At 70.9% G+C, this 25,336-nt stretch carries 25 protein-coding genes; 10 read left to right on the plus strand and 15 right to left on the minus strand.

Translation table 11 applies throughout. From position 1 onward, the window contains the following. Position 1: 1 nt before the first annotated feature. Both secB and EAT49_RS07720 read right to left on the minus strand, forming a co-directional pair. Positions 2–535 carry a protein-export chaperone SecB gene (secB, locus tag EAT49_RS07715; protein ID WP_123641713.1) on the minus strand — a complete coding sequence of 178 codons (534 nt, stop codon included), beginning with the start codon at positions 533–535 and terminating at the stop codon, positions 2–4. A gap of 66 nt (positions 536–601) precedes the next feature. Beyond that, a complete protein-coding gene (locus EAT49_RS07720; protein WP_123641714.1) occupies positions 602–1,105 on the minus strand; it encodes an FxsA family protein in 504 nt (167 codons plus the stop codon). Between the two features lie 131 nt (positions 1,106–1,236). Between EAT49_RS07720 and EAT49_RS07725 the strand changes: the two genes are divergently transcribed. From EAT49_RS07725 to EAT49_RS07735, 3 genes are read left to right on the plus strand one after another with little or no spacing between them, the layout of a single operon-like run. Then, positions 1,237–1,899: a Tim44/TimA family putative adaptor protein gene (locus tag EAT49_RS07725; RefSeq protein ID WP_123641715.1), complete on the plus strand. Its 663-nt coding sequence runs from the start codon at positions 1,237–1,239 to the stop codon at positions 1,897–1,899. A gap of 56 nt (positions 1,900–1,955) precedes the next feature. Next, positions 1,956–2,930: a murein transglycosylase A gene (gene mltA / locus EAT49_RS07730; protein WP_246003792.1), complete on the plus strand. Its 975-nt coding sequence runs from the start codon at positions 1,956–1,958 to the stop codon at positions 2,928–2,930. Continuing rightward, a complete protein-coding gene (locus EAT49_RS07735; RefSeq protein ID WP_123641717.1) occupies positions 2,930–3,532 on the plus strand; it encodes a Smr/MutS family protein in 603 nt (200 codons plus the stop codon). Before mltA ends, EAT49_RS07735 begins: the two co-directional genes overlap by 1 nt. Here EAT49_RS07735 and EAT49_RS07740 read toward each other — a convergent pair. Further along, on the minus strand, positions 3,515–4,738 hold the full coding sequence (locus EAT49_RS07740) for an MFS transporter (protein ID WP_123641718.1): 1,224 nt from the start codon (positions 4,736–4,738) through the stop codon (positions 3,515–3,517). The two genes, EAT49_RS07735 and EAT49_RS07740, sit on opposite strands and share 18 nt — an antisense overlap. Positions 4,739–5,056: 318 nt before the next feature. Further along, a complete protein-coding gene (hslU, locus tag EAT49_RS07745; protein WP_123641719.1) occupies positions 5,057–6,364 on the minus strand; it encodes an ATP-dependent protease ATPase subunit HslU in 1,308 nt (435 codons plus the stop codon). Between the two features lie 167 nt (positions 6,365–6,531). Here hslU and EAT49_RS07750 point away from each other — a divergent pair, with 167 nt between their 5' ends. From EAT49_RS07750 to EAT49_RS21810, 3 genes are all read left to right on the plus strand, one after another. Next, on the plus strand, positions 6,532–7,446 hold the full coding sequence (locus EAT49_RS07750; RefSeq protein ID WP_123641720.1) for a diacylglycerol/lipid kinase family protein: 915 nt from the start codon (positions 6,532–6,534) through the stop codon (positions 7,444–7,446). Continuing rightward, positions 7,443–8,231 carry a metallophosphoesterase family protein gene (locus EAT49_RS07755; protein ID WP_123641721.1) on the plus strand — a complete coding sequence of 263 codons (789 nt, stop codon included), beginning with the start codon at positions 7,443–7,445 and terminating at the stop codon, positions 8,229–8,231. Before EAT49_RS07750 ends, EAT49_RS07755 begins: the two co-directional genes overlap by 4 nt. 89 nt (positions 8,232–8,320) lie before the next feature. Continuing rightward, positions 8,321–8,455, plus strand: coding sequence for a BrnA antitoxin family protein (locus tag EAT49_RS21810; protein WP_425459518.1), 135 nt, complete (start codon positions 8,321–8,323; stop codon positions 8,453–8,455). On the opposite strand, the gene hslV is transcribed toward EAT49_RS21810, so the two are convergent. Next, positions 8,410–8,967: an ATP-dependent protease subunit HslV gene (gene hslV / locus EAT49_RS07765; protein WP_123641723.1), complete on the minus strand. Its 558-nt coding sequence runs from the start codon at positions 8,965–8,967 to the stop codon at positions 8,410–8,412. The two genes, EAT49_RS21810 and hslV, sit on opposite strands and share 46 nt — an antisense overlap. Before the next feature lie 81 nt (positions 8,968–9,048). On the opposite strand from hslV, the gene EAT49_RS07770 reads away from it, so the two are divergent. Continuing rightward, a complete protein-coding gene (locus EAT49_RS07770; RefSeq protein WP_123641724.1) occupies positions 9,049–9,945 on the plus strand; it encodes a hypothetical protein in 897 nt (298 codons plus the stop codon). 37 nt (positions 9,946–9,982) lie between these two features. On the opposite strand, the gene trxA is transcribed toward EAT49_RS07770, so the two are convergent. The 8 genes from trxA to regB form a co-directional block, all read right to left on the minus strand. Beyond that, positions 9,983–10,303 (minus strand): thioredoxin, encoded by a 321-nt coding sequence (trxA, locus tag EAT49_RS07775; protein ID WP_123641725.1) that lies wholly within the window; start codon positions 10,301–10,303, stop codon positions 9,983–9,985. 59 nt (positions 10,304–10,362) lie between these two features. After that, positions 10,363–13,698 (minus strand): double-strand break repair helicase AddA, encoded by a 3,336-nt coding sequence (gene addA / locus EAT49_RS07780; protein WP_123641726.1) that lies wholly within the window; start codon positions 13,696–13,698, stop codon positions 10,363–10,365. Next, entirely contained in the window at positions 13,695–16,610 is a 2,916-nt protein-coding gene (locus EAT49_RS07785; protein ID WP_246003793.1) for a PD-(D/E)XK nuclease family protein, read from the minus strand. Before EAT49_RS07785 ends, addA begins: the two co-directional genes overlap by 4 nt. Next, entirely contained in the window at positions 16,607–17,278 is a 672-nt protein-coding gene (locus tag EAT49_RS07790; RefSeq protein ID WP_123641728.1) for a nucleotidyltransferase family protein, read from the minus strand. Before EAT49_RS07790 ends, EAT49_RS07785 begins: the two co-directional genes overlap by 4 nt. Continuing rightward, positions 17,269–18,228: an aminoglycoside phosphotransferase family protein gene (locus tag EAT49_RS07795; protein WP_123641729.1), complete on the minus strand. Its 960-nt coding sequence runs from the start codon at positions 18,226–18,228 to the stop codon at positions 17,269–17,271. Before EAT49_RS07795 ends, EAT49_RS07790 begins: the two co-directional genes overlap by 10 nt. After that, positions 18,221–18,691, minus strand: a complete 471-nt coding sequence (tsaE, locus tag EAT49_RS07800; RefSeq protein ID WP_123641730.1) for a tRNA (adenosine(37)-N6)-threonylcarbamoyltransferase complex ATPase subunit type 1 TsaE — start codon at positions 18,689–18,691, stop codon at positions 18,221–18,223. Before tsaE ends, EAT49_RS07795 begins: the two co-directional genes overlap by 8 nt. Before the next feature lie 272 nt (positions 18,692–18,963). Then, positions 18,964–20,589 (minus strand): PAS-domain containing protein, encoded by a 1,626-nt coding sequence (locus tag EAT49_RS07805; RefSeq protein ID WP_123641731.1) that lies wholly within the window; start codon positions 20,587–20,589, stop codon positions 18,964–18,966. Between the two features lie 126 nt (positions 20,590–20,715). Then, positions 20,716–22,104 carry a sensor histidine kinase RegB gene (gene regB / locus EAT49_RS07810; RefSeq protein WP_123641732.1) on the minus strand — a complete coding sequence of 463 codons (1,389 nt, stop codon included), beginning with the start codon at positions 22,102–22,104 and terminating at the stop codon, positions 20,716–20,718. A gap of 79 nt (positions 22,105–22,183) precedes the next feature. Between regB and EAT49_RS07815 the strand changes: the two genes are divergently transcribed. Next, on the plus strand, positions 22,184–22,813 hold the full coding sequence (locus tag EAT49_RS07815; RefSeq protein WP_123641733.1) for an SCO family protein: 630 nt from the start codon (positions 22,184–22,186) through the stop codon (positions 22,811–22,813). 57 nt (positions 22,814–22,870) lie between these two features. Further along, the gene (locus EAT49_RS07820; protein WP_123641734.1) at positions 22,871–23,422 is read left to right on the plus strand and encodes an ActR/PrrA/RegA family redox response regulator transcription factor; all 552 of its coding nucleotides are present in this window, start codon (positions 22,871–22,873) and stop codon (positions 23,420–23,422) included. A gap of 52 nt (positions 23,423–23,474) precedes the next feature. Here the strand turns inward: EAT49_RS07820 and EAT49_RS07825 are convergent, their stop codons facing one another. Then, entirely contained in the window at positions 23,475–24,353 is an 879-nt protein-coding gene (locus tag EAT49_RS07825; protein WP_123641735.1) for a LysR family transcriptional regulator, read from the minus strand. A gap of 189 nt (positions 24,354–24,542) precedes the next feature. On the opposite strand from EAT49_RS07825, the gene EAT49_RS21100 reads away from it, so the two are divergent. Further along, on the plus strand, positions 24,543–24,701 hold the full coding sequence (locus tag EAT49_RS21100; protein WP_185020693.1) for a hypothetical protein: 159 nt from the start codon (positions 24,543–24,545) through the stop codon (positions 24,699–24,701). A 30-nt stretch (positions 24,702–24,731) separates the two neighbouring features. On the opposite strand, the gene EAT49_RS07830 is transcribed toward EAT49_RS21100, so the two are convergent. Then, positions 24,732–25,328 (minus strand): HD domain-containing protein, encoded by a 597-nt coding sequence (locus EAT49_RS07830; RefSeq protein ID WP_123641736.1) that lies wholly within the window; start codon positions 25,326–25,328, stop codon positions 24,732–24,734. Positions 25,329–25,336 lie beyond the last annotated feature (8 nt).

The following is a 25,336-nucleotide window of genomic DNA, read 5'->3' on the forward strand; positions in this document are numbered from 1 at the left end:
CTCAGGCTTCGGCCGTGCCGTTCGACGTCGCAGGCTTCTGTTCCTGCACGCGGCGGGCGATTTCCTGGCGGTAGAGTTGCAGGAAGTCGATCTGCTCGAGGTTCAGCGGCGGGAAGCCGCCGTCGCGGGTGACGTCGCTGACGATGCGGCGCACGAAGGGAAAGGTCTGCCGGGGGCATTCGATCAGCAGGTAGGGGTGAAGCTGCTGCTCGGGGACGCCCTCGATCCGGAAGATGCCGGAATACTCGAGTTCGAGGAGGAAGAGGGTCTCGCCCTTGTCCTTCGTCTTCGAGGTGATCGTGAACTTGGTGATGACCTCGTAGGTGTTTTCCTGGGACCGCTTCTTTGCGTCGAGGTTCACCTGCACCTGGATCTCGGGCTGGACCTCGCCGGAAACGCCCTTCTGGGCCATCACGTTCTCGAAGGACATGTCGCGCACGAACTGGCCGAGGATGCGCTGGGTCACCTGCGGCTGGGCCTGGGGCTGGCCGGCCCCGGGCTGATCGGTTCCGGTGTTCGTGGTATCGTCGGACATGGCAGGCTCTCCGCTCGCAGTTCGGGTTGGACGCGTCCTAGCAGCCGGTCCGCCCGGGAACAATGCTCAGTGCCGCGTCCAGCCCGAGGGTTCGGTGCCGCTGCCGCCGGTGCGGTCGGGCGTGACGTCCTCGTACTCCACGTCGATCACCCGGTCGCCGCGCCGCGGCCTGCGCGGATCGCCCCCGGGAGGCATCCCGCCGCCGGGCCGACCGAAGCTCTGGACCTTCACCCGCTTGCGGATCTCGCGGAAGGCGACGCGCCGGACGCCGGGGATCAGGAGCGCGAACCCCACCGCGTCGGTGAAGAACCCGGGTGTCAGGAGCAGTGCGCCGGAAAACAGGATCATTGCCCCGTGGGCGAGCGGTTCGGTCGGATCGTCGAGCCGGTCGAAGGACTGCCGGAGGCGCGAAAGCTCCGCCGCGCCCTGGCTGCGGACCAGCCAGGTGCCGAGGATCGCGGTCAGGACGACGATTCCCAGCGTCGGCCACAGGCCGATCAGACCGCCGATCTGGATGAACAGGGCGATCTCGATCAGGGGCACGGCGACGAAAATCGCGAAAAGGGCCATAGGGTCGCACCTCAAACTCGTGTCATCGGGCCGGGGCGCGCCTTGCTCTGGTGGACACCCCTCTGTCGCGACCTTACATAAGGGCGACGATCCGATCCCGCCATGGCCGGCCGCCCGAAAGGCTCTGACACATGAACTCTCCGATCATCCAGCTGCTGGTGCTTGCAGGAATCGCCGTATTCCTGATCCTGCGGCTGCGCAGCGTCCTCGGCACCCGGGAAGGATTCGAGAAACCGCAGGTGTCGGACAGCAGCCGGGCGGCCCAGAGAAAGCGCCCGGATCTCGAGGTCATAGAGGGCGGGCCCGATCGGGACATCATCGACCATGTGCCCGAAGGCAGCGACGCGGCGAAGGCGCTGGCGTCGATGAAGCGGGCCGATCCCGATTTCGGCGTGTCGGACTTCCTCGGCGGTGCACGTGGCGCCTACGAATGGATTCTGATGGCCTTCGAGAACGGCGATCTCTCCGAGGTGCGCCCGTTCCTGTCGGATGATGTCTACGAGGCCTTTGCCGGCGTCATCGAGGAGCGCAACCGGCAGGGTCTGACGGTCCATGCGACCTTTGTCGGGCTGTCGGAGATCACGCTGAAGGATGCGGAATTCGACGAAACCAGCCGCGAGGCGGAGCTGACGGTGAAGTTCGTGGGCGAGATCACCTCGGTGGTGCGCGACAACGCGGGGGACATCGTCGAGGGCAGCCCGTCGGAGATCAAGCGTCAGCGGGACGTCTGGACCTTCGCCCGGAAGATGGGGGCCGACGACCCCAACTGGGTGCTCGTCGCCACCGGAGAATGACGGGGCTGAGGCGGCTTCTTGCCGCGGCGGCGTTCACGGCATCGGGGACCGTCGCCATGGCAGAGGCCCGGGATATCTCGATCCTGTCGTTCGGGGATCTCGACGGCTGGGCGGAGGACGATCACCACGCGGCGCTCGAGGTGTTCCGGTCGACGTGCATGGATCTCGACGCGCCGGACTGGCGGACGCTCTGCACGCTGGCGGCGGACGCGGCCGACGCGCGGGCCTATTTCGAGCTGTTCTTCGCGCCCGTGCTGATCCGCGACGGGGCGGAGCCGCTCTTCACCGGCTATTTCGAACCCGAGCTGAGAGCGGCGGCGGAGCCCGACGAGGTTTACCGCTATCCGGTCTACCGGGTGCCGCCGGAGCTGGGCGATGTTCCGTGGCTCACCCGGCGGGAGATCGAGGAGAGCGGCATCCTTGCCGACCGGGGTCTGGAGATCGGCTGGGTGTCCGATCCGGTCGAGCTGTTCTTTCTGCAGATCCAGGGATCGGGGCGTCTGCGCATGGCGGACGGGCGCGTGGTCCGGCTGGGATATGGCGGGGCGAACGGGCGGCCCTACAGCTCCATCGGGCAGGAGCTGGTCAAGCGCGGGATCTACGAGCCGCACCAGGTCTCCGCCGACGTCATCCGGTCCTGGGTCCGGCGCAATCCCGACGACGGGCAGGATCTGCTGTGGACGAACGACTCCTACGTCTTCTTCCGCGAGATCGGGGAGGTGCCGCTGTCGAAGGGGCCGCTGGGCGCGATGAACCGCTCGATCACCGCGGGTCGCAGCGTCGCGGTGGACCCCTCGATCGTGCCGCTCGGCGCGCCGGTGTGGCTGGAGAAGGACGGCGCCGATCCGATGCGGCGGCTGATGGTGGCGCAGGATACCGGCAGCGCGATCAAGGGCGCGCAGCGGGCGGATATCTTCTATGGCACCGGCCGGCGGGCGGGGCTGGAGGCCGGGCGCATCCGGGATGGCGGGCGGATGGTGGTGCTGCTGCCGATCCAGAGGGCCTGGGCGCTGCTGCCCGAGACGGTTTAGTGAGTCGGAGGCGCCGCACGCTCACCCCTGAGGAGCGGGCCCTGTGGGACAGCGTCGCGCGCAAGGCCGATCCGATCCGCAAGGGGCGCAGTTCGGTGCCGCAACCCGCGCCGGCGGCAAAGCCGCCCGGCCCGGCCAAGCCGCGGTCGGAGGCGCCTCCGCCGCTGCCGCCGTTCCGTGTCGGCTCGAAGGTGGATCACAGCCGCGATCACGACCTCATGGCCTCGCTGACCGAGCAGATGGCGCGGACACCGGTGCAGATGCATCGCAACGACGCGGCGCGGCTGAAGAGGGGCAAGCGCCAGCCCGAGGCGCGCATCGACCTGCACGGGATGACGCTTGCCGAGGCGCATCCCGCGCTGATGCGCTTCATCACCGGCGCCCATGCCAAGGGCCTGCGGCTCGTGCTGGTGATCACCGGCAAGGGCAAGGACAGGGACGAGCCCGGCCCGATTCCTCGGAGGCTGGGCGCGCTCAGGCACCAGGTGCCGCAATGGCTGCGCATGGCGCCGCTCGCGGCGCTTGTGCTCGACGTCATGCCGGCGAACCAGCGTCACGGGGGCGATGGGGCGCTTTATGTCACGCTACGCCGGGGCCGGTAGCTGCGCCCGGACCTTGAGGATGCCGAGAGTGGCGCAGATCGCCGCAACGGCGAAGTAGACCGCGAGACCGTACATCTGCGCGGGAAAGTCGATGCCGGCGTCGATCAGCACGCCGCTGATCCCGGGACCGATGGCCGTGCCGAAGACCATGATGGCGGTGGAGGCGGACTTGATCGCGCCCAGGTGCCGGGTGCCGAAGTACTCGGCCCAGAACGCGCCGGGCACGGTGGCCTGCATCCCCTGTCCCAGCGCCACGACCATGAGTCCCACCGCGGCCGCGACGAGCCCACCCGCGGCTGCGAGGATCAGGAAGCCCAGCAGGAACGGCAGCATGTAGAGCATCACCACGCGCCCGGCGCCGAAGCGGTCGATGGCGAGGCCGCTCGCGAAATTCGCCGCGATCAGCGTGACGGTGAAGAACGGCATCAGCGCGACCCACTGCGGCAGCGTCCAGGGCTTCACTTCGGCGATATGCACCTGCTGGAAGAAGAGCGCGGTGCCCCAGGCGGGCGGGCCCAGGAGGGCGGGCACCAGAAGCCAGAACAGCGGATGGCGCAGCACCTCGGCCCGGGTCCAGTGGCGGCCCTCGAGGCCGGCGATGTCGGTCTCCTCGGCCAGCGCCTGAGGCGTGCGTTCGAGGCGCAGAAGGCGCAGCACGACGGGCAGGGTGCAGAGGACGAGCACCGCCGACAGAAGCCACAGGTTGCGCCAGCCGGTCATCGCAAGGAGCGCGACAAAGATCAGCGGCAGCACCGCCTGCCCGATGGCGAAGCCCATGGAGGAGATGGAAAGCGCGAGGCCCCTCCGGCGGACATACCAGCGCGCCATGGCCACGACGTTGAGATGGCTCATCATCCCCTGCCCGAAGAACCGCAGGGCGAAGATCGCGACGACCAGCAGGGCCGGGCCGGGCACCAGCGCCATGAAGAGGCAGGCGAGGGCAAGGCCGGGCATCACCAGAAGCGCGAGGCCCTTCACGCGGAAATGGTCGGTCAGCATCCCCGACCAGATCATCACCAGCGCCGACACCAGCGTGCCAAGGGTGTAGATTCCGCCCCAGGCCCCGTGGCTCAGGCCGAACTCGCCCCTGATCTCGCCGGCGAAGAGCGAAATGAAATAGGTCTGTCCGTAGGACGAGGTAAAGGCGAGGAGACCCCCCGCCAGAAGGAACGCGGCATTGTCCCGCGCGAACTGCAATGGCGACATGGCGCGATCCTTGACCGGTCCCGGGCGGAAGGGAAAGGGGTCACATCGCGGGAGGGAGCCAATCGGCCTCCCCGCGGAGGGCAGGTTTCAGGCTCTTTCCGGGGGGTCGAGGCTCGGTTCAGGCGCGTTCCATGGCTCGGGCGGCTACCGGTGGCGCGACGACCTTTGCCTCGCGCTGGTCGGGACGGTCGCGTTGCAGGACGACCGTCTCTTGACCGTTGATCACGCGGTAACCGTCGAAACGCGCCTCCACCGTTCAGTACCTGCGGAAGGCCGCCATCGTGTTCCCCTGGCCGTCGATCCGCGCAAAGCCATGCTCTACAGGACGTAGCGGCTGAGGTCCGCCGAACGGGTGAGCTCGCCCAGATGTGCCTCGACGAAGGCGGCGTCCACGGTGACCTCTTCGCCGCCGCGGTCGGGGGCGTGGAAGGACAGGTCCTCGAACACGCGCTCCATCACCGTATAGAGCCTGCGCGCGCCGATGTTCTCCACGCTCTCGTTCACCTCGGCGGCGATGCGGGCCAGCGCGGCGATCCCGTCCTCGGTGAACCGCACTGTCACGTCCTCGGTGCCTAGAAGGCCGGTGTACTGCCGGGTCAGCGCGTTGTCGGTCTCGGTCAGGATGCGCACGAAATCCCCCTCGGTCAGGGCGCGCAGGGTGACGCGGATCGGCAGGCGGCCCTGAAGCTCCGGCAGCAGGTCCGAGGGCTTGGCGATGTGGAAGGCGCCCGAGGCGATGAAGAGGATGTGGTCGGTCTTTACCGCGCCGTGTTTGGTGGACACGGTCGTGCCCTCGATCAGCGGCAGCAGATCGCGCTGCACGCCCTCGCGGCTGACGTCGCCGCCGCGGTGTTCCGACCCGCGGGCGACCTTGTCGATCTCGTCGAGAAAGACGATGCCGTTCTGTTCGACCGCCTCGACGGCGGCGCGGGTCACGGTCTCGTCATCCAGGAGCTTGTCGGCCTCCTCGGCGACGAGCACGTCATAGCTTTCGCGCACGGTCATCCGCTTGCGGACGGTGCGCCCGCCGAAGGCCTTGCCGAAGATGTCACCGAGATTGATGCCGCCGCCCATCATCCCGGGCTGGCCGGGGATCTCCATCCCCCCCAAGGGGTTCGACGTGTCGGAAAGTTCAAGCTCGATCACCGTGTCGTCGAGGTCACCGGCCTTGAGCTTGCGGCGGAACATCTCGCGCGTGCCCTCGCGGGCGCCTTCGCCGGCGACGGCGGAAATCACCCGGTCCTCGGCGTTGTGCTGCGCGGCGGCGCGCACGTCCTCGCGCATCCAGTCGCGGGTCTGCACGATCGCGGTGTCCACCAGATCGCGGACGATCTGTTCGACGTCGCGGCCGACATAGCCGACCTCGGTGAATTTCGTGGCCTCGATCTTGATGAAGGGCGCGCGGGCGAGTTTCGCCAGGCGGCGGCTGATCTCGGTCTTGCCGACGCCAGTGGGGCCGATCATCAGGATGTTCTTCGGATAGACCTCCTCGCGCAGCTCGGGCGGCAGCTGCTTGCGGCGCCAGCGGTTGCGCAAGGCCACGGCCACGGCGCGCTTGGCTTCGGCCTGCCCGATGATGAAGCGGTCGAGCTCCGAGACGATTTCGCGGGGGGTGAGGTCCGTCATGGCGCTCCTGCGGGGCGGCTCCCGGAGGACGCCTGCCTGTGCTGTTGGAATGGCGGACCGTGACACGAGGATGCGCCGCGGCCCGTCGCGGTCCCGGCAGACATACGCATCGCGGCGGAGATTCCAAGGCCGGGGAAACCTCGCCGCCCCGGCAGGGTTGATCCCTCATGGACCAGACCCAGAGACCCGAGGCGCCCACGCGGCGCATCCGCGTGATCGTCAACCCGGCCTCCGGGGGCAATCGCAGAGACCGCAACGCCATAGACCGGGTCCGCGAGGGCCTCGGGGACGGCGCGGAGGTGTTGCCATGGACGCCGGGCCGGCCGCTGACGTGGAAAGGCGGCGAGAAGCCCGACATCGTCGTCGCGGCGGGCGGGGACGGTACGGTCTCCGCGCTCGCCGCGGAACTGATCGGAAGCGGGACGCCGCTCGCCGTGCTGCCGCTCGGCACGTTCAACTATTTCGCGCGGGGTCTGGGCTATTCCGAAGACCCAGAGACTGCGGCGCGTCAGATCCTCGACGGCGAGGCCCATGCGATCCGGGTCGGGACGGTCAACGGGACGCCGTTTCTCAACAACGCGAGCCTCGGGCTTTATCCGCATGTGCTGCGCGAGAGAGAACGGACCTACGATCGCTGGGGCAGGCACCGGCTGGCGGCGCACTGGTCCGTGGTGCGCAGCTTCGTTCGGTTCCGGCAGCCGCTGTCGATCACGCTCGACCGGGGCGAGGGCCCAGAGACCAGGGAAAGCGCGCTCGTCTTCGTCGCCCGCTCGGCCTACCAGCTGGAACGGTTCGGCATCGAGGGGGGCGAGGCGATCTCGGACGACGCCTTCGCGGTGCTGATCGCGCGGGCGACGACGCGGGGCGCGCTGGCCCGGGTGATCGCGCGGCTGACGGCGCGGCGGGCCCGGGAGGGACGGGACTACGACATGCTGAGCGCCGACGACATGACCATCACCTTGCACCGACGGGACCGAGCGCTTCTGGCGCATGACGGGGAGAAGCGGGTCGAACACAGCCCATTCCGGTTCCGAATGGACCCGAGGCCCCTGACCGTGATCCTGCCCGGCGAGGCGACATGAGCCGGATCCTGCATCTGTCGGACCTGCATTTCGGGCGGGACGATCCCGAGCTGGCCGAACCGCTGCTCGAGACGGTCCACAGTCTTGCGCCGGAGCTGGTGGTGATTTCCGGCGATTTCACCCAGCGGGCCCGGGTGGCGCAGTTCGCCCGGGCGCGGGCGTTCGTGGACCGCATTCCCCGGCCCGTGCTGGCGGTCCCCGGCAACCACGACACCCCCCTCGACAACGTGCCGGTGCGGGCGCTGAATCCGTGGGGACGTTATCGCACGGCGTTCGGGGAGGATCTGGAGCCGACCTGGAGCGATCAGGCGGTGGCGGTGGCCGGGCTCAACACGGTGAACCGGTTCTCGTGGCAGCGCGGGCGCCTGTCGCAACGCCGCGTGGCCCGGGCCTGCCGCGCGCTCGAGAATGCGGGCGAAAGGGTGCGGATCGCCGTGATGCACCATCCGCTCCAGCACGGGCCGGAGGTCAAGAAGCGGCTGATGCGCGGCGCGCGCGAGGCGCTGAGGGCGTTCGATGCCTGCGGGGTGGACATCATCCTGTCGGGCCATCTGCACCGCACGGTGGTGGGGCCGGTGCAGGCGGCCCCCGGCCTTCTGTTCGTGCAGGCGGGCACCGGCCTTTCCCTGCGCCAGAGGGGAGAGCCCAACACGTTCAACGTGCTCGATGTCTCGCGCAAGCGTGTCGAGATCTCCACCTGGGCCGCGACAGACCATCATTTCCGGCCCGTGGAAGGCATGTCGTTTCGTCGGGACGAAAAGGGCTGGGTGAAGGAGGGAGATTGATCGGGTGCCGAGTTGTAACCACATTTGTAGGCGTGTGAGCGGTTGAGCCCCCGTTAGCCTTGCCGCGCCATGATTGTCCGCATCTGGATGTGCTCGCGTTCTTCAAGGCGCAGGGCAAGGGCTGCCAGACGCGGATCAACGCGGTGCTGCGCGCATACATGGAGGCGCAGGAGGGGCGTCAGCCGGCGGCCAGCGTCTCCACCGTCAGGTTGCCGTTGGTATAGACGCAGATGTCGGCCGCGATGGCCATGGCGCGGCGGGCGATGGCCTCTGCGTCCATGTCGCTGTCCATCAGTGCGCGGCCCGCGGCGAGGGCGTAGTTGCCGCCCGATCCGATCGCGGTCACGTCATGTTCCGGCTCCAGCACGTCGCCCGCGCCCGTGATCACGAAGAGGTCCCGTCCATCCGAGACGATCAGGAAGGCCTCCAGCTTCTGCAGGTACTTGTCGGTGCGCCAGTCCTTGGCCAGTTCGACGCTGGCGCGGGCGAGCTGGCCCGGCGTCGCCTCCAGCTTCTTTTCCAGCCGTTCGAGCAGGGTGAAGGCGTCGGCGGTGGATCCGGCGAAGCCCGCGATCACGTCCTGTCCGCCGGGGGAGAGGCGGCGGACCTTGCGGGCCGTGCCCTTGATGACGGTCTGGCCGAGGCTGACCTGTCCGTCGCCCGCGATCACCACCCTGCCGCCCTTGCGGACCGCGAGGATCGTGGTGCCGTGCCAGCCGGGGAATTGCTCTGCCATGGAGCCTCCTCATTGCGTCCGACCGATATGGCCCCCCGTGCCGCGATGGACAAGCGGGGTCGCTCCACGCAGGCTGGGGAGATGTCGCGCGCGATCCTTTATCTTCCCGACGGGCTTCGGCAGGTGGTCGAGTCGGGACGACATCCGTTCCTGGCTCGGCTCCGGTCCGTACTCGAGGGGGCCGGGATGGAGGTGTCGATCCGGTCCGAGCCTCGGGGCGTGCTGGAACGGGGCCGGGCGGCGATCCGGGGCGACTGGTCGCTCGTGCACATGGCGCGCCCGGCCGGACGCCGCTGCCTCACCTTCCGGAGGGCCTATCATTACCCGTTCTGGCGCATCGAGCGCCGGGCGGAACGCTGGGAGTGGGAGGTGGCCCATGCGGCGTTCGGGGAGGTGCCCGACCGCGCGGAGGCGGACCGGTTCTACGGCTACTGGCGAACGCGGCTGTTCGGCAAGGGGCCCGAAGGCGCGCGTCGGGAGGGGATGATCTTCGTGCCGCTGCAGGGCCGGCTGAGGGAGCGGCGATCCTTTCAGTCCCTGGCACCGGTGGAGATGGTTCGCGAGGTGATCGCCCATGCCGGCAGGCGCGAGGTGGTGGTCAGCCTGCACCCGAACGAGCGGCTGGACGCTGCCGATCTTGCCGCTCTCGAGGGGCTGGGCGTGCGCCCCGTGACCGGGGGAATGGAGGAGGCGCTCGCGCGGTGCGACCTCGTGGTGACCGAGAACTCCTCGGTCGCCTTCAACGGCTATCTGTTCGGCAAGCCGGCGGTGCTGTTCGCGCGCTCGGACTTTCACCACATCGCGCTCGACGGCGCGGCGCTGGGCATGGCGGAGGCGATGCGGCGCGCGGAAACCCATGCGCCGGACTACGCGGGCTACCTGTGGTGGTTCTGGCAGAAGATGGCGCTGAACGCGGGCCGGCCGGAGATCGAGGAGCGTATCGCGGAGCGGCTGAGGCAGCTCGGCTGGCCGGTGTAGGGGACGGGCGCGGGGGCGCCCGTCCTTCCTGCCGTCGTCAGATGGATTCGTCGATCCAGCTTTGCAGCGCGGCCTTCGGCGCGGCGCCTGCGCGGTTGGAGACGACCTCGCCGTTCTTGAAGATGAAGAGCGCCGGGATGCCGCGTACGCCCATCTGCGCGGGCGAGTTCGGATTCTCGTCCACGTTGACCTTGGCGATCTTGACCTTGCCGCCCATCTCGGCGGCGATCTCCTCCAGCGCCGGGCCGATCATGCGGCACGGGCCGCACCATTCCGCCCAGAAGTCGACCACGACGGGGATGTCGGATTTCCGGACTTCGGCGTCGAACGTGTCGTCGGTGACGGCGACGGTTGCCATGGGACTCTCCTTGGCCGCTATATGTTGAGGCCGGAACCTAAGCAGCCCCCCATCTCCGGTCAAGCGGGGGGCGCATCATGCAGGGCCGCCATGACGAGGGCGTCCGGCAGACGCATCAGGCGCGGGGCGGCCGTCCAGAGGATCGCCGTGTCCACCGGTCTGCCGGGGTAGACCTGACGCAGGGCGGCGGCATAGGCGCCCATCTGGCGCAGCAGGCCCGGCGGCGTGTCCTCGGGGCGCGGGGGGATCGCGCGGTTGGTCTTGAAGTCGATGGCGAGGACCGTCTCGCCCGGGATCAGCCGGTCGATGCTGCCGTGGATGCGGCCGACGCCGGGCAGGTCGGCGCTGATCTCCGCCTCGGTGAGGGCGTCGGCCCGGAAGAGGTCCGTCAGGGAGGGATCGTCGAGGACGCGCGCGGCGTCGGCAAGGAGGGGGGCTGCGTCCATCTCCGGCAGCAGGGTCTCGGCCAGGGCGGGCCAATCGGCCCTCGGCCAGCCGGGCAGATGTTCCAGAAGACGGTGGATCGCGGTGCCGCGGTCGAGAGCGTCGGGGTCGCCCTCGGCCTCGCCCGGCAGGGTCTTCGCGCCGCCGAGGTCCGAGGGCGAGCGGGTGCGGGTCGCCAGGACCGGGGCGAGGGGCGCGAAGGCCGGTGCCGGGGCCGGTGCGGGGGGCGGCGCGGTGGCTGACCCTTCGGGCAGGCCGGTCCAGTCGCCCGTCTGGTGGCGCAGGCCCTCGCCGAGGGCCGTGACGAGAGGCCGCGCGCCGCGCGCGAGAAGCCCGGCCTCGACCGCGCGCCACCAGCTTTTCTCCGGCGCATCTCCCACGTCGCCCGAGGCGCAGACGATCAGCCACTTCTCCGCCCGGGTCATGGCGACGTAGAGAAGCCGGCGGCGTTCGCGGTCCACGGCCTCCTCCAGATCGGTCTGGATGGCGGTGAGCACGGGGGGCATCCTGTCGGCGGGCGGTTTCCAGACGACGCTGTCCTCCATGGGCCAGATCTCCGACCGGATCTTGGCGCCGCCCCGCACCGCAGTGTCGGGCAGGATCACGATTGGCGCCTCCAGCCCCTTGGCGCCGTGGACGGTCATCACGCGGATCTGGTCGCCCTGGGCATCCATCTGGCGTTTCACCTCCACGTCCTCGGTCTGCATCCAGCCGAGAAAGCCGGTGAGGCCCGGGACCTCGGTCCGTTCGTAGGAGAGAGCCTGGGCAAGAAGCGCGTCGATGCCGTCCTCCGCCTCGGCGCCGAGGCGGGCGAGGAGGCGGCGGCGGCCGTCGTGGCGCACGAGGATGCGGGACAGAAGGTCGTAGGGGCGCAGGAAATCGGCCTGCGCGCGCAGGTCCTCGAGGATGGCGAGGGTTCCGGGGTGGGCCGGGCTTTCGCGGAGGGCCTGCCAGAGAAAGCCCTTGCGGTCATGGGCGAGGCGGAAGAGCTCCTGTTCAGTCCAGCCGAAGAGCGGGGATTTCAGCGCGCAGGCGAGCGAGAGGTCGTCCTCGGGCAGGGCGAGGAAGGCCAGAAGCGCGCCGAGGTCGCGCACCGCAAGCTCCGCGCCGACCTTGAGCCGGTCGCGCCCCGCGATGGGCAGGTCCTTCGCCTTGCAGGCGCGGATGATCTCGCCGAAGAGGCGCGAGCGGCGCTGCACGAGGATCAACACGTCGCCGGGGCGCACGGGGCGCAATGTCAGGCCGTCGCGGTCGTCTGGGATGCGGTGGGGGGAGCCCGGCCGCGTCATCTCGGCGATCTCGTCCGCGATCCGTTCCGCAAGCCGGACGTCCTGATGTTGCGGGCTGGTGCGGTCGACGGGTTCGTCCCAGGGGGTCTCGTCCGCGTCCTCGACCTTTTCCACCGGCGGCCAGAGGTCCACGCGGCCCGGCAAGGCGCTCTTGAAGGCGCGGTGGAGGACGGGGGATTCGAGCCCGCGCGCCATGTCGCCGGTGAAGACCGCGTCCACGGTCTCGAGGATCGCGGGAGCGGAGCGGAAGGAGTGCAGCAACACACGCGGGACGAGACGGTTTCCACCGGAAGCGAGCCGCTCCTCGAACTCCGCCTGGATCTGCTCGAAGGCCTCGGCATCGGCGCCCTGGAAGGAGTAGATCGACTGTTTCCGGTCGCCGACGACGAAGAAGCTGCGCGGCACGTCGGCGCGCGCGCCTGCGCCCGAGGCCATCTCCTCGGTCAGCCGGGCGATGACGCGCCATTGCGCCGGCGAGGTGTCCTGCGCCTCGTCCACGAGGATGTGGTCGATGCCGCCGTCGAGGCGGAACAGCACCCACTGTGCCGTCGCAGGGTCGGACAGCAGGTCGCCCGTCTTCTCGATCAGGTCGTCGAAGTCGAGGACGCCGCGCGCGCGCTTGCGGGCCTCGTAGAGCGTGACGAAGGCATGGCCGAAGTCGAGGAGCGTCGCGGTGCGCTCATAGGCCAGGCGCGCGTGGACGCGTGGACGCAGTTCCTCCACCGCGTCCATGAGCGGGTCGATGCGGTCCATCAGGTCGGCATGGGCGGTGCGCGTGGCGCCGGTGGGGAACTTGCCGGCCTTGGAGCCGAAGGGCGATTTCGTCCTGGCGCCGAAGAGGAAGAGGCCACAAAGCGTCTCGAATCCGGCCTGATCGACGTCGAGGCGGGCGATCAACGGTTCCAGCAGGGTGGCGGCCTTCCGGTCGTTCGTCGATCCGGCGGCGCAGGCGGCGCAGAGCGCGGATAGATCGTCCATCACCGATGGCGGGAAGGTCTCCGCCAGGAGCGCGGCCACGTTTCGTCCCGGATCAGTGTCGAAGCGGGCGGCGAGCTCGGCCCGTGGCGGGGGATGCCTGAAGGCGCGGGCCTTGCCGGCGACAGCCGCGATGAGCGGACCCACGTCGCCGTTCCCCGCCTCGGCGGCGAAGCGGTCCATGAGCGCGGGATCGCGCTCCGCAATCTCGTCCAGCACCTCGGCGCGCAGCAACTCGGCCGCGCGGTCCTCGATCTCGGTGAAGCGGGGCGAGACGCCGGCCTCGAGCGGAAAGCGCCGGAGGATGCCGGCGCAGAAGGCGTGGATCGTCTGGATCTTCAGCCCGCCCGGCGTCTCGATGGCGCGGGCGAAGAGGCGGCGGGCCTGGGCGTGGTCGTCGGGCTGGTCGGCGCCGAGGTCGCGCAGGGTCTCGCGCAGCTGTCCCGCCTCCATCATCGCCCAGCTTCCGAGGCGGGCGAAGAGGCGATTCTGCATCTCGGACGCCGCCGCCTTGGTGAAGGTCAGGCACAGGATGTTCTGCGGATCGACGCCCGAGAGCAGGAGCCGCGCCACCCGGTCGGTGAGAACGCGGGTCTTGCCCGAGCCGGCGTTGGCCGACAGCCAGGTGGAACCTGACGGGTCCGCCGCCTCGATCTGGCGGGTCGTGGCCTCGTCGCGGGGGGTCATCGCACGTCCTCCGGCACGGGCGGCATCGTCGGGTCCCATTCGCCGAACCGGGCGAGGTGGTCGTAGTCGCTCGCCTCCCTGTCGGTGAAGGTGCGGGCGCGGGCGGTGTAGCCGCGCGCGGGATCGAGCCAGCGGCGCAGCAGCGCCACGAACTTCTCCCAGACCTCGTCCGGCGGGGCCTTGTCGAAGGGGGCGGGCACCACCTTCGGATCGGCGCCGAGACCGATGAAGCAGGCGATGGCGGTCTCCGCCGGGCCGACCTCCCCGTAGCCGCCGCGGGCGGCCATGGCGGCCTGAAGCAGAAGCTGCTTGTCGAAGGCGAGCTGCTGCTTCTCGCTGGGCGGTGCGCCGGTCTTGTAGTCGTAGAGGGCGATGCGGCCGTCGGGCAGGAGGTCGATGCGGTCGGCCTTGCCCGTCAGCAGGATCGGCGGCGTGCAGATCGGGATCTCCAGCTCTCCGTCGGTCTCGAAGGCGGTGGGGGTCGCCATGGCGCGGCGCGCGCGCTCGCCCTCGAGAAAGGTGTCGGCGACACGCGCCATGCGGGCGGCCCAGAGCCTGCGCTGGGCGGGCCACGGGCAGTCGCGCTCCAGCGCGCGCTCGACCGCCGCCATCAGCGCGTCCCGGGCGGAGGGGTGGTCCGGCGGCGGGCCGGTGCGGACGAACTCCTCCAGCGCCGCGTGGACGATGGTGCCCCTGAGCGGCGCGTCGGCCTCCGCCACCAGTGGATCGAGCGGGGAGAGGCGCAGGACACGGCGGGCGTAGACGGCATAGGGGTCGCGGATCAGGCGCTGCACCTCGGTCACGCTGATGCGGCGCGGGCGGTGATCGGGATGGGGCCGCGGCGAGGGGCGCGGAGCAGCGTCCACCGGTGCCTCGGCCCGGCTCAGGGCCTCGGCCCGGGCGATCCAGTCGGCGCCGCGGGTGCGCATGTCGGCGAGCGCCTCTTCGCCATGGGGTCCGAGGCCGGCCATCAGGTTCGTCAGCCGGTTCAGCCACCGCGAGGGGACGGTCGAGGCCTCGTCGGTGCGGGTGGCGCGGCAAAGCCAGACCTGCGCCCCGGCGACGGCCTGTTCGTAGTCATGGGCCGAGAGGCCGATGCGCCGTTCGGGCAGTGTCAGACCCGCTTCGCGCCGCATCGCGCGGTTGAGCCATGGGTCCGGCGGCGGCGCCTCGGGCCAGGTGCCGTCGTTGAGCCCGCCGAGGATCACGAGGTCCGCGCCCTGCACGCGGCTTTCGAGGGTTCCCCAGATGAGGATGCGCGGATCGCCGGTGTCCGGGTTGCGCACCTCCTCGCCGTTCAGCACGCCGAGGAAGAGCGTGGCGTAGTCCGTCAGCGCCAACGGGCCTGCCGCGTCGCCCGCGCGGGCAAGTCCGTCGCATGTCTCCCGCGCCTTGCGGCCGGCGGCCTCGTCCCAGAGCGTCGGGGTTGCGCCGGGCCCGGCGGAGAGGGACTCGGCCCGTGCGAGGTGATGGGCCAGGAGGACGGGCACGGGCTGATCGCCCCCGGGCACGGGAAGGTCGAGGAGACCGGCCAGCCAGTCGGCCCAGGGCGCGCGATCCGAGGGGGCCTTGTCGCGCGCGGCCCAGCTGCGGAGCATGGCGCCATCGGGATGGGCGGGACCGTGGCGGCGGAGGTGAAGCTCCAGGTCCCGGGTGTGGAGAAGGTGGCGGTTGCGGTCCGCGCCGGCATGGCAGAGCGGGTGCTTCAGCAGCGCAAGCAGGCTCGCGCCGGTCGGGCGGGCGGTCATCAGCTCCAGTGTCTGGCGCAGCAGGCGGCCCGGTGGAGACAGAGGCAGGGGCTGGCCGGCGCTGTCGTCAGGGGTGATGCCCCAGCGGTCGAGGGCCGCGGCGACACGGCGCGTGAGCATGCGATCGGGCGTGATCAGAGCCGCAATCCGCCCCTCCGCCGCCGCGGCGCGCATCCCCAGGGCGATGGTGTCCGCCTCGGCCCTGGGCGAGGGCGCTTCGACGAGGGTCAGGCCACGGGCGGCGGCTTCCGGATCCATGGCGGCGCCCTCGGCGAGCCAGGCGTCGGTGACGGGCGCGGGTCGCAGGGAGAGGGAGACCAGACGGTTCCGCGCCGGGTTGGCGGGCTGCGCATCTGTCCAGCGCGCGACGTCGCCAGGGCGCAGGCCGAGGCGGTCGAGCAGGCGCTTGAAGCGGTACTGCGGATGGTCCTCGGCCTGCATGGCGTCGGACATGCCGTCCCACACGGCGGGCGGGAGCTCGAAATCGAAGCCCGGCAGCACGACGAACCCGTTGGGCAGGCGGGCCACGGCCGCGAGGAACTCTGCGGTGGCTCCGCGCGATCCGGTGGAGCCTGCGACGACGACCGGATGAGGGGGCGGTGCCGTGCGCCAGCTCTCGGCCAGGGCCAGAGCGCGGTGCCGCAGCCGGCCGCCCTCGCCCGGCGGACCGGCGTCGAGCACGCCCCTGATGATCTGCAGGAATTTCAGCGCCTCCTGCCAGTGGGCGGAGCTCTCGGTGCCGTCGAGCCCTGTCAGACTCGACGCGGGCACGCCCTCCACCTCCATCTCGTCGAGGAGGCCTGCAAGGCTGTCTGCGAGGTCGAAGAGCGCAGCCCGGGGGGCAAGGTCGGGCTCGGCCTCCAGCAGCGCCCGGACCAGCCGCATGAGTGCGAGGCGCCGCGGCAGGGCGCGGGCGCAGGGCGACTCTCCGGGCACGGGGTCGCGGGAGAGGTCTGTCAGCAGGCGCAGGCGGGGCAGGAGCGCCGCCGGCCCGCGGTCCTGAATGGCGCGGACGTGGCGCTGCATCCGGCGGGTGTTGACGTAGATCGTGATGCGGGCGGCCTCTTCGGGCGGCAGGCCGGCGGTGCGCTGGTCGAGGCCGCGCACCAGTTCCGCGCCGAAGTCGACGCCGGGCGGCAGGGCGAAGAGACGGGGCGTGCTCACAGCAGGGTCTCCGCAAGGGGAATCGCATCGGGATGGCCCACGTCGCACCAGCGGCCGGGATAGTCCAAGCCGTGGAGGGTGCCGCGCCCGGCGAGGCGCTCCCATACCGCGCGCAGGGAGAAGACCGGGTCGTCGTGACCGGCCAGGGCCGCGGGGTCGATGATCTGGGCGCCGGAATAGACCGCGCCCGCGCCGAAGTGCAGGCGTCCGTCGGCCTCGCGCAGCACGTCGCCGGGGCCGGCATGGCCCAGCGCGCGGTCGCGGGGGATGCAGAGCATCAGGGCCTCCATCTCTCCGGGGCGCCAGTGCCCGGCGAGGAGGTCGAACGGGTTCGGCCCGGACCATATGGCGTCGGTGTTCAGGGTGAAGACGGGACCGGGGCCGAGGAGCGGCATCGCGTGGCGCAACCCGCCGCCGGTGTCGCGCAAAAGGTCTGTCTCGTCGGAGATCAGGACGCCGGTTCCGGCGAGGTGAGTGACGATGAGCGGGGCGAGGTAGTGGGTGTTGACCACCCGGCGGGTGAGGCCGGAGCCCAGAGCGAGCGCATGATCGAGCAGCGTCGTGCCGCCCACCGTGACCAGGGGTTTCGGACGGTCGAGGGTCAGGGGCCGCATCCGCGTGCCGAGCCCGGCGGCGAAGAAGAGCCCGGCGGAGGGGGTCAGGTCCATGGCGTTTCCGACGCGAGGATCGGCAAGACATGGGGACGGACCGCCCCGAGCGCGGGAAGGGCGAGCTGGCGCTGCAGATGGCGGCGCAGACGGGGGAGGAAGGCGCGGTAGCGCGGTTTGCCGCCGGCGATCAGCGCGGCGAAGACGCCGAGGATGCGCAGGTTGCGCTGTACCGAGAGCACGGCGCGGGCGGCCGCGAGGCTCTCGGGGCTGGTCTGCGTCAGGCGGGCGAAGGCATCGAGGGTGCGCGCCCCGGTCGCCGGCGAGACATCGCGGCGCACGTCGTCGAGCAGCGAGGCGAGATCGTAGGCCGGGGGGGCGAGGAAGGCGTCCTGGAAATCGAGGAGGCCGAGGCGGTCGGTGCCTCGACGGTCCGGGCGCCAGATAAGGTTCTCGGCGTGGAAATCCCTGAGCGACAGGATCATCGGGCCGGCGGCATGGTCCGTCATGGCGGCCTCGAGCGTCCCGGCGATGGCATCCCGCCGGTCCGGGTCGGGGACCGCATGGGCGAAGAAGGGGGCGAGCATCGCCGCGGCCGTGGCGGGGACCAGCGTCGAGAGACCCGCGGGAGGCGGCGCGGACTGAAGGGCGGCGAGGAGGGCGGCGGCGGTCTCGTAGATCTCGGCCTCGTCCCCGGGGTGGTTGTCGAGATGGCGCGCGGCCTGGGTGGGCCCGAGGTCCTCGAGGATCAGGATGCCGTGGCGCGTGTCGGCGTGGAGCACGTCGGGCGCCGCGAGGCCGAGGCTGCGCAGGTGGGCGCCGACGCGCAGGAAGGCGTCGAGGCTTTCGACGGCCTCGGGGGGCGCATCCATGACGATGCGGGTCTCGGCGCCCCGTCGCAGGCGGAGGTAGCGCCGGCGGGAGGCGTCGGCGGGCAGGGGCGTGACCTGCCAGTCAGCGTAACCGGCGGAGCTGAGGACATCGGCCAGGAGGCAGGCGCGGTCAGACACCGGCGGCCTCGAGCCGCGCGGGCCAGGGGTCTGGGCCGGCGAGGGTCAGAAGATGGGCGGTCTCGCCCGCGGCGAAGGTCAGGCCGAGGGCCTCGGGCGGGGCGAGATCCCCCAGCCGGTCGGGCCATTCCACAAGGCAGATCGCCGTGTCGAAGGCGGTTTCCAGCCCCAGCTCGACAGCCTCGTCGGGGCCGGTGAGACGGTAGAGATCGGCGTGCCAGAGTTCGGTTCCGCGGGGGTCGCCGTAGGTCTGGACGAGGGTGAAGGTGGGCGAGGGGACCTCCTCCGACGGGTTCTCCATGCGGGCGCGGATCAGCGCGCGGGCGAAGGCGGTCTTGCCCGCGCCGATGGGACCCGACAGCAGGAGGGTGTCGCCGGGGCCCAGGATCGGGGCCAGCCGGGCGGCGAGCGCCTCGGTGTCGTCGAGGCGCGAGAGGGTCAGCGGGCCGGGCAGTCGGGGCATGGCGCAACACTAGGCGAAGGGCGCGGTGCCGCAAGCGCGAATGGGGCGAGGACACGGGTCGCCCGGCGGGACCGCGCGCGCCCGGGGTGCCCGGTGCGTGGCGGCGGGGCCTGCCGGTGACGGCGGGCATCGGGAGGGGGTGGACGCGCCGCCGGCCCGGGCGGCGCGCCCGGGTTCGGTGACGGGGGCCCGGGTCGCCGGGAGCGGGGCGGCCACGGGGTCCGGAGCCGCGCGGCCGCGCGCCGAGGGTGCGCAGCGGGCGCCTTGGCGGCTCAGCCGTGGGCGGCGACGGGGGCGGCCCCTTCCGCGAGAGCGGGCCGGAGGGCGCGGAGCGGCATGTCCTCGGCGGGGCAGGCGAAGGCGACCATGGTGCTTCCGCCCTGGAGGGGAACGACGCGGAGGCGCAGGCGGCGGCCGTCGTCGCGCTGGAGCTGCGCCGTCCACGGCTCGCGGTCGCCCGAGGCGCGGATGCTGGCGCGGATCTCGGGCCAGAGATCGGTGGCGGCGCAGGCGCCGCGCCAGCGGGCGATCTCGTCGGGGAGGCGCTGGTCCCTGACCGGCAAGAGCGCGCCGGCGCCGTCACCCTCCTGCGGATCGGGCAGGGGCCACATGGCGCGGTATCGGGCGTTGGCCAGGATGAGCGTGCCGCCGGAGGAGAAGACGGCGATCCCCTCGTCCATGGCGTCGAACACGGCATGGGCGGTGTCGATCTCCCCCCGGAAGCGGCGCGTAAGGGACATTTCGGCGGTGATGTCCTCCATCAGGAAGGCGATGGCGCCGTCGGGATGGGGGCGGCCCGTGACGCGGTAGGTCTGGCCACTGGGCAGGGACCAGAGGTCGCAATAGGTGCCGTCAGCAGCCTCGGTCTCCAGCGCCGCGATCTGTTCGCGCCAGCCGCGGTAGTTGCGCGGCTCGGGCAGCATTCGCGCCTCGCGCAGGCGGTCGAGAAACGCCTCGATCGGCGGTCGGGAGGCGAGGAAATCCACGGGCAGGCCTGTCAGGTCCACCAACGAGGGATTGAACATCGCCAGCCGCCGGCCCCGGTCGAAGATGGCGAGGCCGATGGCGAGGTCGGCGAAGGTCTTCGACAGGGTCTGCACGAAGTTGCGCTGCGCCGCCTCGGCGCGGACCACAGCGGTGGCGTCGGTGGCGAAGTGGATCGAGCCCGCGCCGCGGCGGATGCTGATGATGTCGAACCACGGCGCCTCGTCCCGCTTCGGGAGCAGGAGCTGCACCCTGCGGCAGTCACGGTCTCCGGCCTCTTCGGGCATGGCGATCCCGGGAAACAGCCGGCGCGGGGGCCAGCGCACGGACTCGGGGGATGCGGGATCGGACTCGAGGTCGAGATAGCTGCGGTTGGCCCAGATCACGCGCCCCCGGTCATCCTGCTGCCAGATCAGCTGTGGCGCATCCTCGGCGAGGGCACGCAGGGTCTGCAGTTCCTCCTCCTTCGCGGAGAGCGCGAGCGGGCTGATGGCTGTGCCCGGGGCCGCGTCATCGCTTCCGTGGAGGGTGAGCCGCACGAGGCCGTCCCAGTATTCGAGGTCGATCCATTCGGGCCCGGTGGCGGAGACGATCTGGCTGTGGCCGTCCTCGTCTATGGCGTCGAGGCGCGCGCGCAGGTCGGGAAAGCTGCGCGACAGGGTCTGGATGAGGGCCTCCTTCTCCCCCCCGCCGGACCCGGCAGAGACGGCGGGGGCGATCAGGAGCCGGCGGGCGGGAGGCGTCGCATCCTCGATCTCGTCTCCGTCGAGCAGGACCGTCACGGTCCCCTCCGCCTCGCGCATGAGCTGGCGCGCGCTGCCGGTCCGTGGACCGGGGCAGAGGATCACGAGGGCCACGGCGAGAAGGCAGGCCGCAACCGGGAGCAGCGCGGCGAGAATCGTCGGATCGAGCATGGAGAGTCCTTCCGGGGCCGAGGCCCCATGCCTACGACAGGGAGGGTTAATCGCTGGTTAAGCGTGATGGGCGGCGCCGGGGGATGGCCGGCTGAAGCCCGGCCTACGCCGCAGGGGTGGGCGGAGTCAGGCGGTGAAGGGCTGGTTCTCGCCGAGGCCGCCCTCGGGCGACGGGCGAGGGACGACCTCGAGGGCGGCGCGGGGCCAGACCACCTGCACCAGCGCCCCGCCGAGCCTTCCGGCGTCGCGGTCGGTGCCGCCGCCGTTCGCGAAGGAGACCCGGGCCCCCGAGCGTTCCAGCAGGGTCTTGGCGATGAAGAGCCCGAGGCCCATACCCTCGTAGCCGGGTCGCTTGCCGCGGTCCTGGGGCTCCTTGCGACGGGTCACGAAGGGATCGCCGATCCGCCCGATCAGCTGCGGCGGAAAGCCCGGACCGTCGTCGCCGATGCGCAGGCGGACCTCGGTCTCGGTCCAGGAGAGCGAGACCTCAACCTCGCTGCGGGCGAAATCGACGGCGTTCTGCACGAGGTTCCTCAGCCCGTGGATCACCTCGGGCCGCCGCTCGATCACCGGCTGGGCCGTGGGCGCGCCGAGGTCGGGCCGGGTGGCGATGCGCACGGCCTTGCCGCGGCTGGCGTGGGGTTCCGCCGCCTCCTGCACCACGGCCTCCAGCGGGGCCTGTTTCAGGTGGCGGTCGTCCTTTCCGGCCCGGCCCATGGAGCGCAGGATGTCGCGGCAGCGGTCCGCCTGCTGCCGGATCAGTGCCGCGTCGGCCTTCAGCTCCGGGTCCTCGATCTCGTCGATCAGTTCCGAGGACACGAGCTTGATCGTCGCGAGCGGCGTTCCGAGTTCGTGTGCGGCCGCCGCCACCACGCCGCCGAGGTCCGTCAGCTTCTGTTCCCGCGCCAGCGCGAGCTGGGTGGCCAGCAGCGCCTCGCCCATGGTGTGCATCTCGTTCGTCACCTGCCGGGCATAGAGCGACAGGAACGCCACCCCCACCACCAGCGCCATCCAGAAGCCGAAGCGGAACAGCAGGGGCAGTTCCAGCGGCACGCCGTCGGGGTCGAGGATGGGCAGGTAGTGCCAGCTCTGCAGGGTTACGATGGTGATCGCGAGGAGCCCCATGAGCAGGGTCGAGCGCAGGTGCAGGACGGTGGCCGAGATCGTCACCGGGGCCAGCATCAGAAGCGCGAAAGGGTTGTTCAGCCCGCCCGTGAGATAGAGCAGGAGCCCCAGCTGCAGCACGTCGAAGATCATCATCAGCATGGCCTGCCGTTCTGTCAGGCGCTGGTTCTCCGGAAACAGGAAGGTCGAGAAGAGGTTGGCGAGCACGGAGGCGCCCACGGTCATGGCGGCCAGCCCGATCTCGAACTGGATGCCGAAGGAGCGCACCGCCACGACGATCGCCGCGGTCTGACCGAGGATCGCGATCCAGCGCAGCACCACGAGGGTCCGGAGGCGCACCCAGTTGGCGCGCCGGTGATCCTGGAACATCTCGAGTTCGCTGACGTCCATCTGCGGCAATGGGCTCCGGTGGCAAAGGCGGCGTGCAGAGCGTATGTCTGCGGCCGGCATAGAGCAATGGAGACAGCCGATGGCCAGAACGGGCACGATCGCCATAGCGGCCGCCATCGTCGCGGTCGTCGGCGTGGGCGGGACGTATCTCTGGAGCGAACTGCGTCAGACGACCGGGGATTTCGCGCAATGCACCCGCGGCTCGGTGGCGGGCGGCGCGCTGGGCGGGCCGTTCACCCTCGTGAGCGAGACCGGGGAGACGGTGACCGACGCCGACGTCATCGACCGGCCGACGCTGATCTATTTCGGCTATACCTTCTGCCCGGACGTCTGTCCGCTCGACAGCATGCGCAACGCGCTCGCGCTCGAGATGCTCGAGGAGCGGGGGGTGGATGCGAAGGGCGTCTTCATCACCGTCGATCCGGCCCGTGACGACGTGGAGGTGGTGCGCGACTTCACCGACAATTTCCACGAGGACATGCTGGGCCTCACCGGGACAGCCGAGCAGGTGGACGCCGCGGCAAAGGCCTACCGGGTCTACTACGACGCGCGGATCGAGGAGGACCCGGAGTTCTATCTCGTGGATCATTCGGCCTTTACCTATCTCGTGCTGCCGGAGGCCGGGTTCATCGACGTCTTCCGCCGCGAGGCGGCGCCGGAGGAGATCGCCGACACGGTTCAATGCGTCGCCGAGGTCGCACGGGTTTGACGGGTCGCGTGGCGGGGGCTACCTCTGACCGCACGGAGTATCAGGGAGATGTGATCGGTGGACGCGACTGGACTGGACCTCGGAAGCGATCCGTCGCTCCTGCTGGTCGATGACGACGAGCCCTTTCTGAAGCGTCTGGCCAAGGCGATGGAGAAGCGGGGCTTCGTCGTGGAGACCGCCGACAGCGTCGCCGCGGGCAAGGCCATCGCCACTGCCCGGCCGCCCGCCTACGCGGTGATCGACCTGCGGCTGGAGGACGGCAACGGGCTCGACGTGGTGGAGACGCTGCGAGAGCGCCGGCCCGACAGCCGGATCGTGGTGCTGACGGGCTACGGCGCCATCGCCACGGCGGTGGCCGCGGTGAAGATGGGCGCGACGGACTATCTGTCGAAACCCGCCGACGCCGCCGACGTCACCAACGCGCTGCTGTCCCGGCCCGAGAGCATGCCACCCCCGCCCGAGAACCCGATGTCCGCCGACCGGGTGCGGTGGGAGCATATCCAGCGGGTCTACGAGCTCTGCGACCGTAACGTCAGCGAGACCGCGCGCCGGCTGAACATGCACCGCCGGACACTCCAGCGCATCCTCGCCAAGCGCAGCCCGCGTTGAGGCGTCGCTCCCCAAGGGAGTATTTCCGGCCAGATGAGGAGGGGGCGTCGGGTCAGGACCCTGCCGCCTCGGCCCTGAGCCAGCGCAGGAAGGTGTCGCGCAGCGGGGTCTTCTGACCCGGGCGGGTGACGATGTGGTAGGCGACGGCGCTGTCGCGTTCCGTGCAGAGGGCGAGGAGGCGGCCCTCGGCGATCTCCGTCTCCACGATGGGCAGGGGCAGGAGGGCGATGCCGAGACCCGCCTTCGCCGCCTCGCGGGCGAGTTCGGCGGTGTCGAAGGTGAGGACCTTCTCTGACGCCAGGTCGACGCCGTGGGATTGCGCCCAGATCTCCTCCTCGCCGGAGAGGCGGTCGGTGATCCAGGTTCCGCCGGCGAGATCCGACAGGCGATCCGTCCGGCGTCCGGCGAAGCGGCCCGGCGCGCCCACGGCGACATGGCCCGCGGGCATCAGGGGCACCGAGTCGACTCCGGGCCAGGGGCCGCGGCCGTACCGGATGGCGATGTCGATGCCTTCGGCACGCAGGTCGGCGAGCGCCGTTCCGGGAATGATCTCGAGCGCGACGTCGGGATGGTCGGACCAGAAGCGGCCGATCCGGGGCATCAGCCAGTTCGCGGCGAAAGTGGGCGTTGTCGCGATCCGCAAGGGCCGGGCCGCGTCGCGCTCGCGCAGGTCCTTGGCGGCGGCGGTCATGATGCCCAGGGCCTCGGTCAGGGCGAGGGCAAGGGGCTGGGCCTCTGGGGTCACGGTCATGCCGTTGCCGGAGCGGCGCATGAGCGGCAGGGCGAAATGCTCCTCCAGAGCGCGGACATGCTGGGCGATGGCGGCATGGGTCACGTTCAGCTCGCGCGCGGCCGCGGAGAAGCTGCCGTGGCGGGCGGCGGATTCGAAGGCGCGCATCGCGGCGAGGGACGGCAGGTCGCGCCAGCTCATGCTGTAAGTCTGGCTGACATGTGCCCAGTTTTTCTGACTGGCGGGTGGAGGTCAACCTGCCTAGGTGAGCGGTGTCGCCGGGATCACCGGCGACCGCTCTTCGAACACCCCGGCGGTTCGACCGGCCCCGCGCTGCCCCCCGGCGCGGACCGGACCGGCTCGCCCGCGACACAGCAAAGGACGTGACCCATGCTCGGCATCTTCTCCTCCGCCTTCAACCTCGCCGCGCGCACCGACGACTGGAGCCAGCCGCCGGCGAAGCCGATCGCCCCGGCCTCCGCCAAGGGCGACGAGGCGCAGGCTCCGCGCCGCAAGCGGATCGCCTTCACCCTGAGCGCGCTCGACTGAGTGGGCAGGGCGCGCCTGCCCGCCCCGGGGTCACAGCGCCGCCATCAGCTCCGCGTGGCGGGCGGTGTAGTCGGCGCGCACCTCGACGGGCGGGCGCAGGCGGATCGTGCAGGCCGCGATCAGGCCCTCGTCGGGGCGGCCGAAGAAGCGGGTCGCCTCCGCCTCGGAGAAGCCCGCGATCCGCGTTGCCTCGAGCCAGGCCGAGACCCTGTCGGCGGCCTTGATCTGTTGCTTGACGGGTTTCGGCACCTCGGCGGGCAGGCCGAAGCGGATGTGGATCGCCCGCATCAGCCGGTCGTCGAGCTCTCCGTAGGAGGGCCCGACCGCGGCCTTCACAGGCGAGATCATGTCGCCGATCACGTATTCCGGCGCATCGTGCAGCAGCGCCGCCAGCCGCCAGCGCGGTTCCGCCGAGGGGCGGCGCAGGGCGAAGATGCGCTCCACCAGCAGCGAATGCTCGGCCACGGAATAGGCGTAGTCGCCGCGTGTCTGGCCGTTCCAGCGGGCGACGAAGGCGAGACCGTGGGCGATGTCCTCGATCTCGATGTCCATGGGCGTGGGATCCAGGAGGTCGAGCCGGCGGCCCGAAAGCATCCGTTGCCAGGCGCGGGGCTGGGGTCTGGGCATGGCGGCAC

This window comes from Histidinibacterium lentulum, from assembly GCF_003789055.1.
Lineage (GTDB): Bacteria > Pseudomonadota > Alphaproteobacteria > Rhodobacterales > Rhodobacteraceae > Oceanicola > Oceanicola lentulus.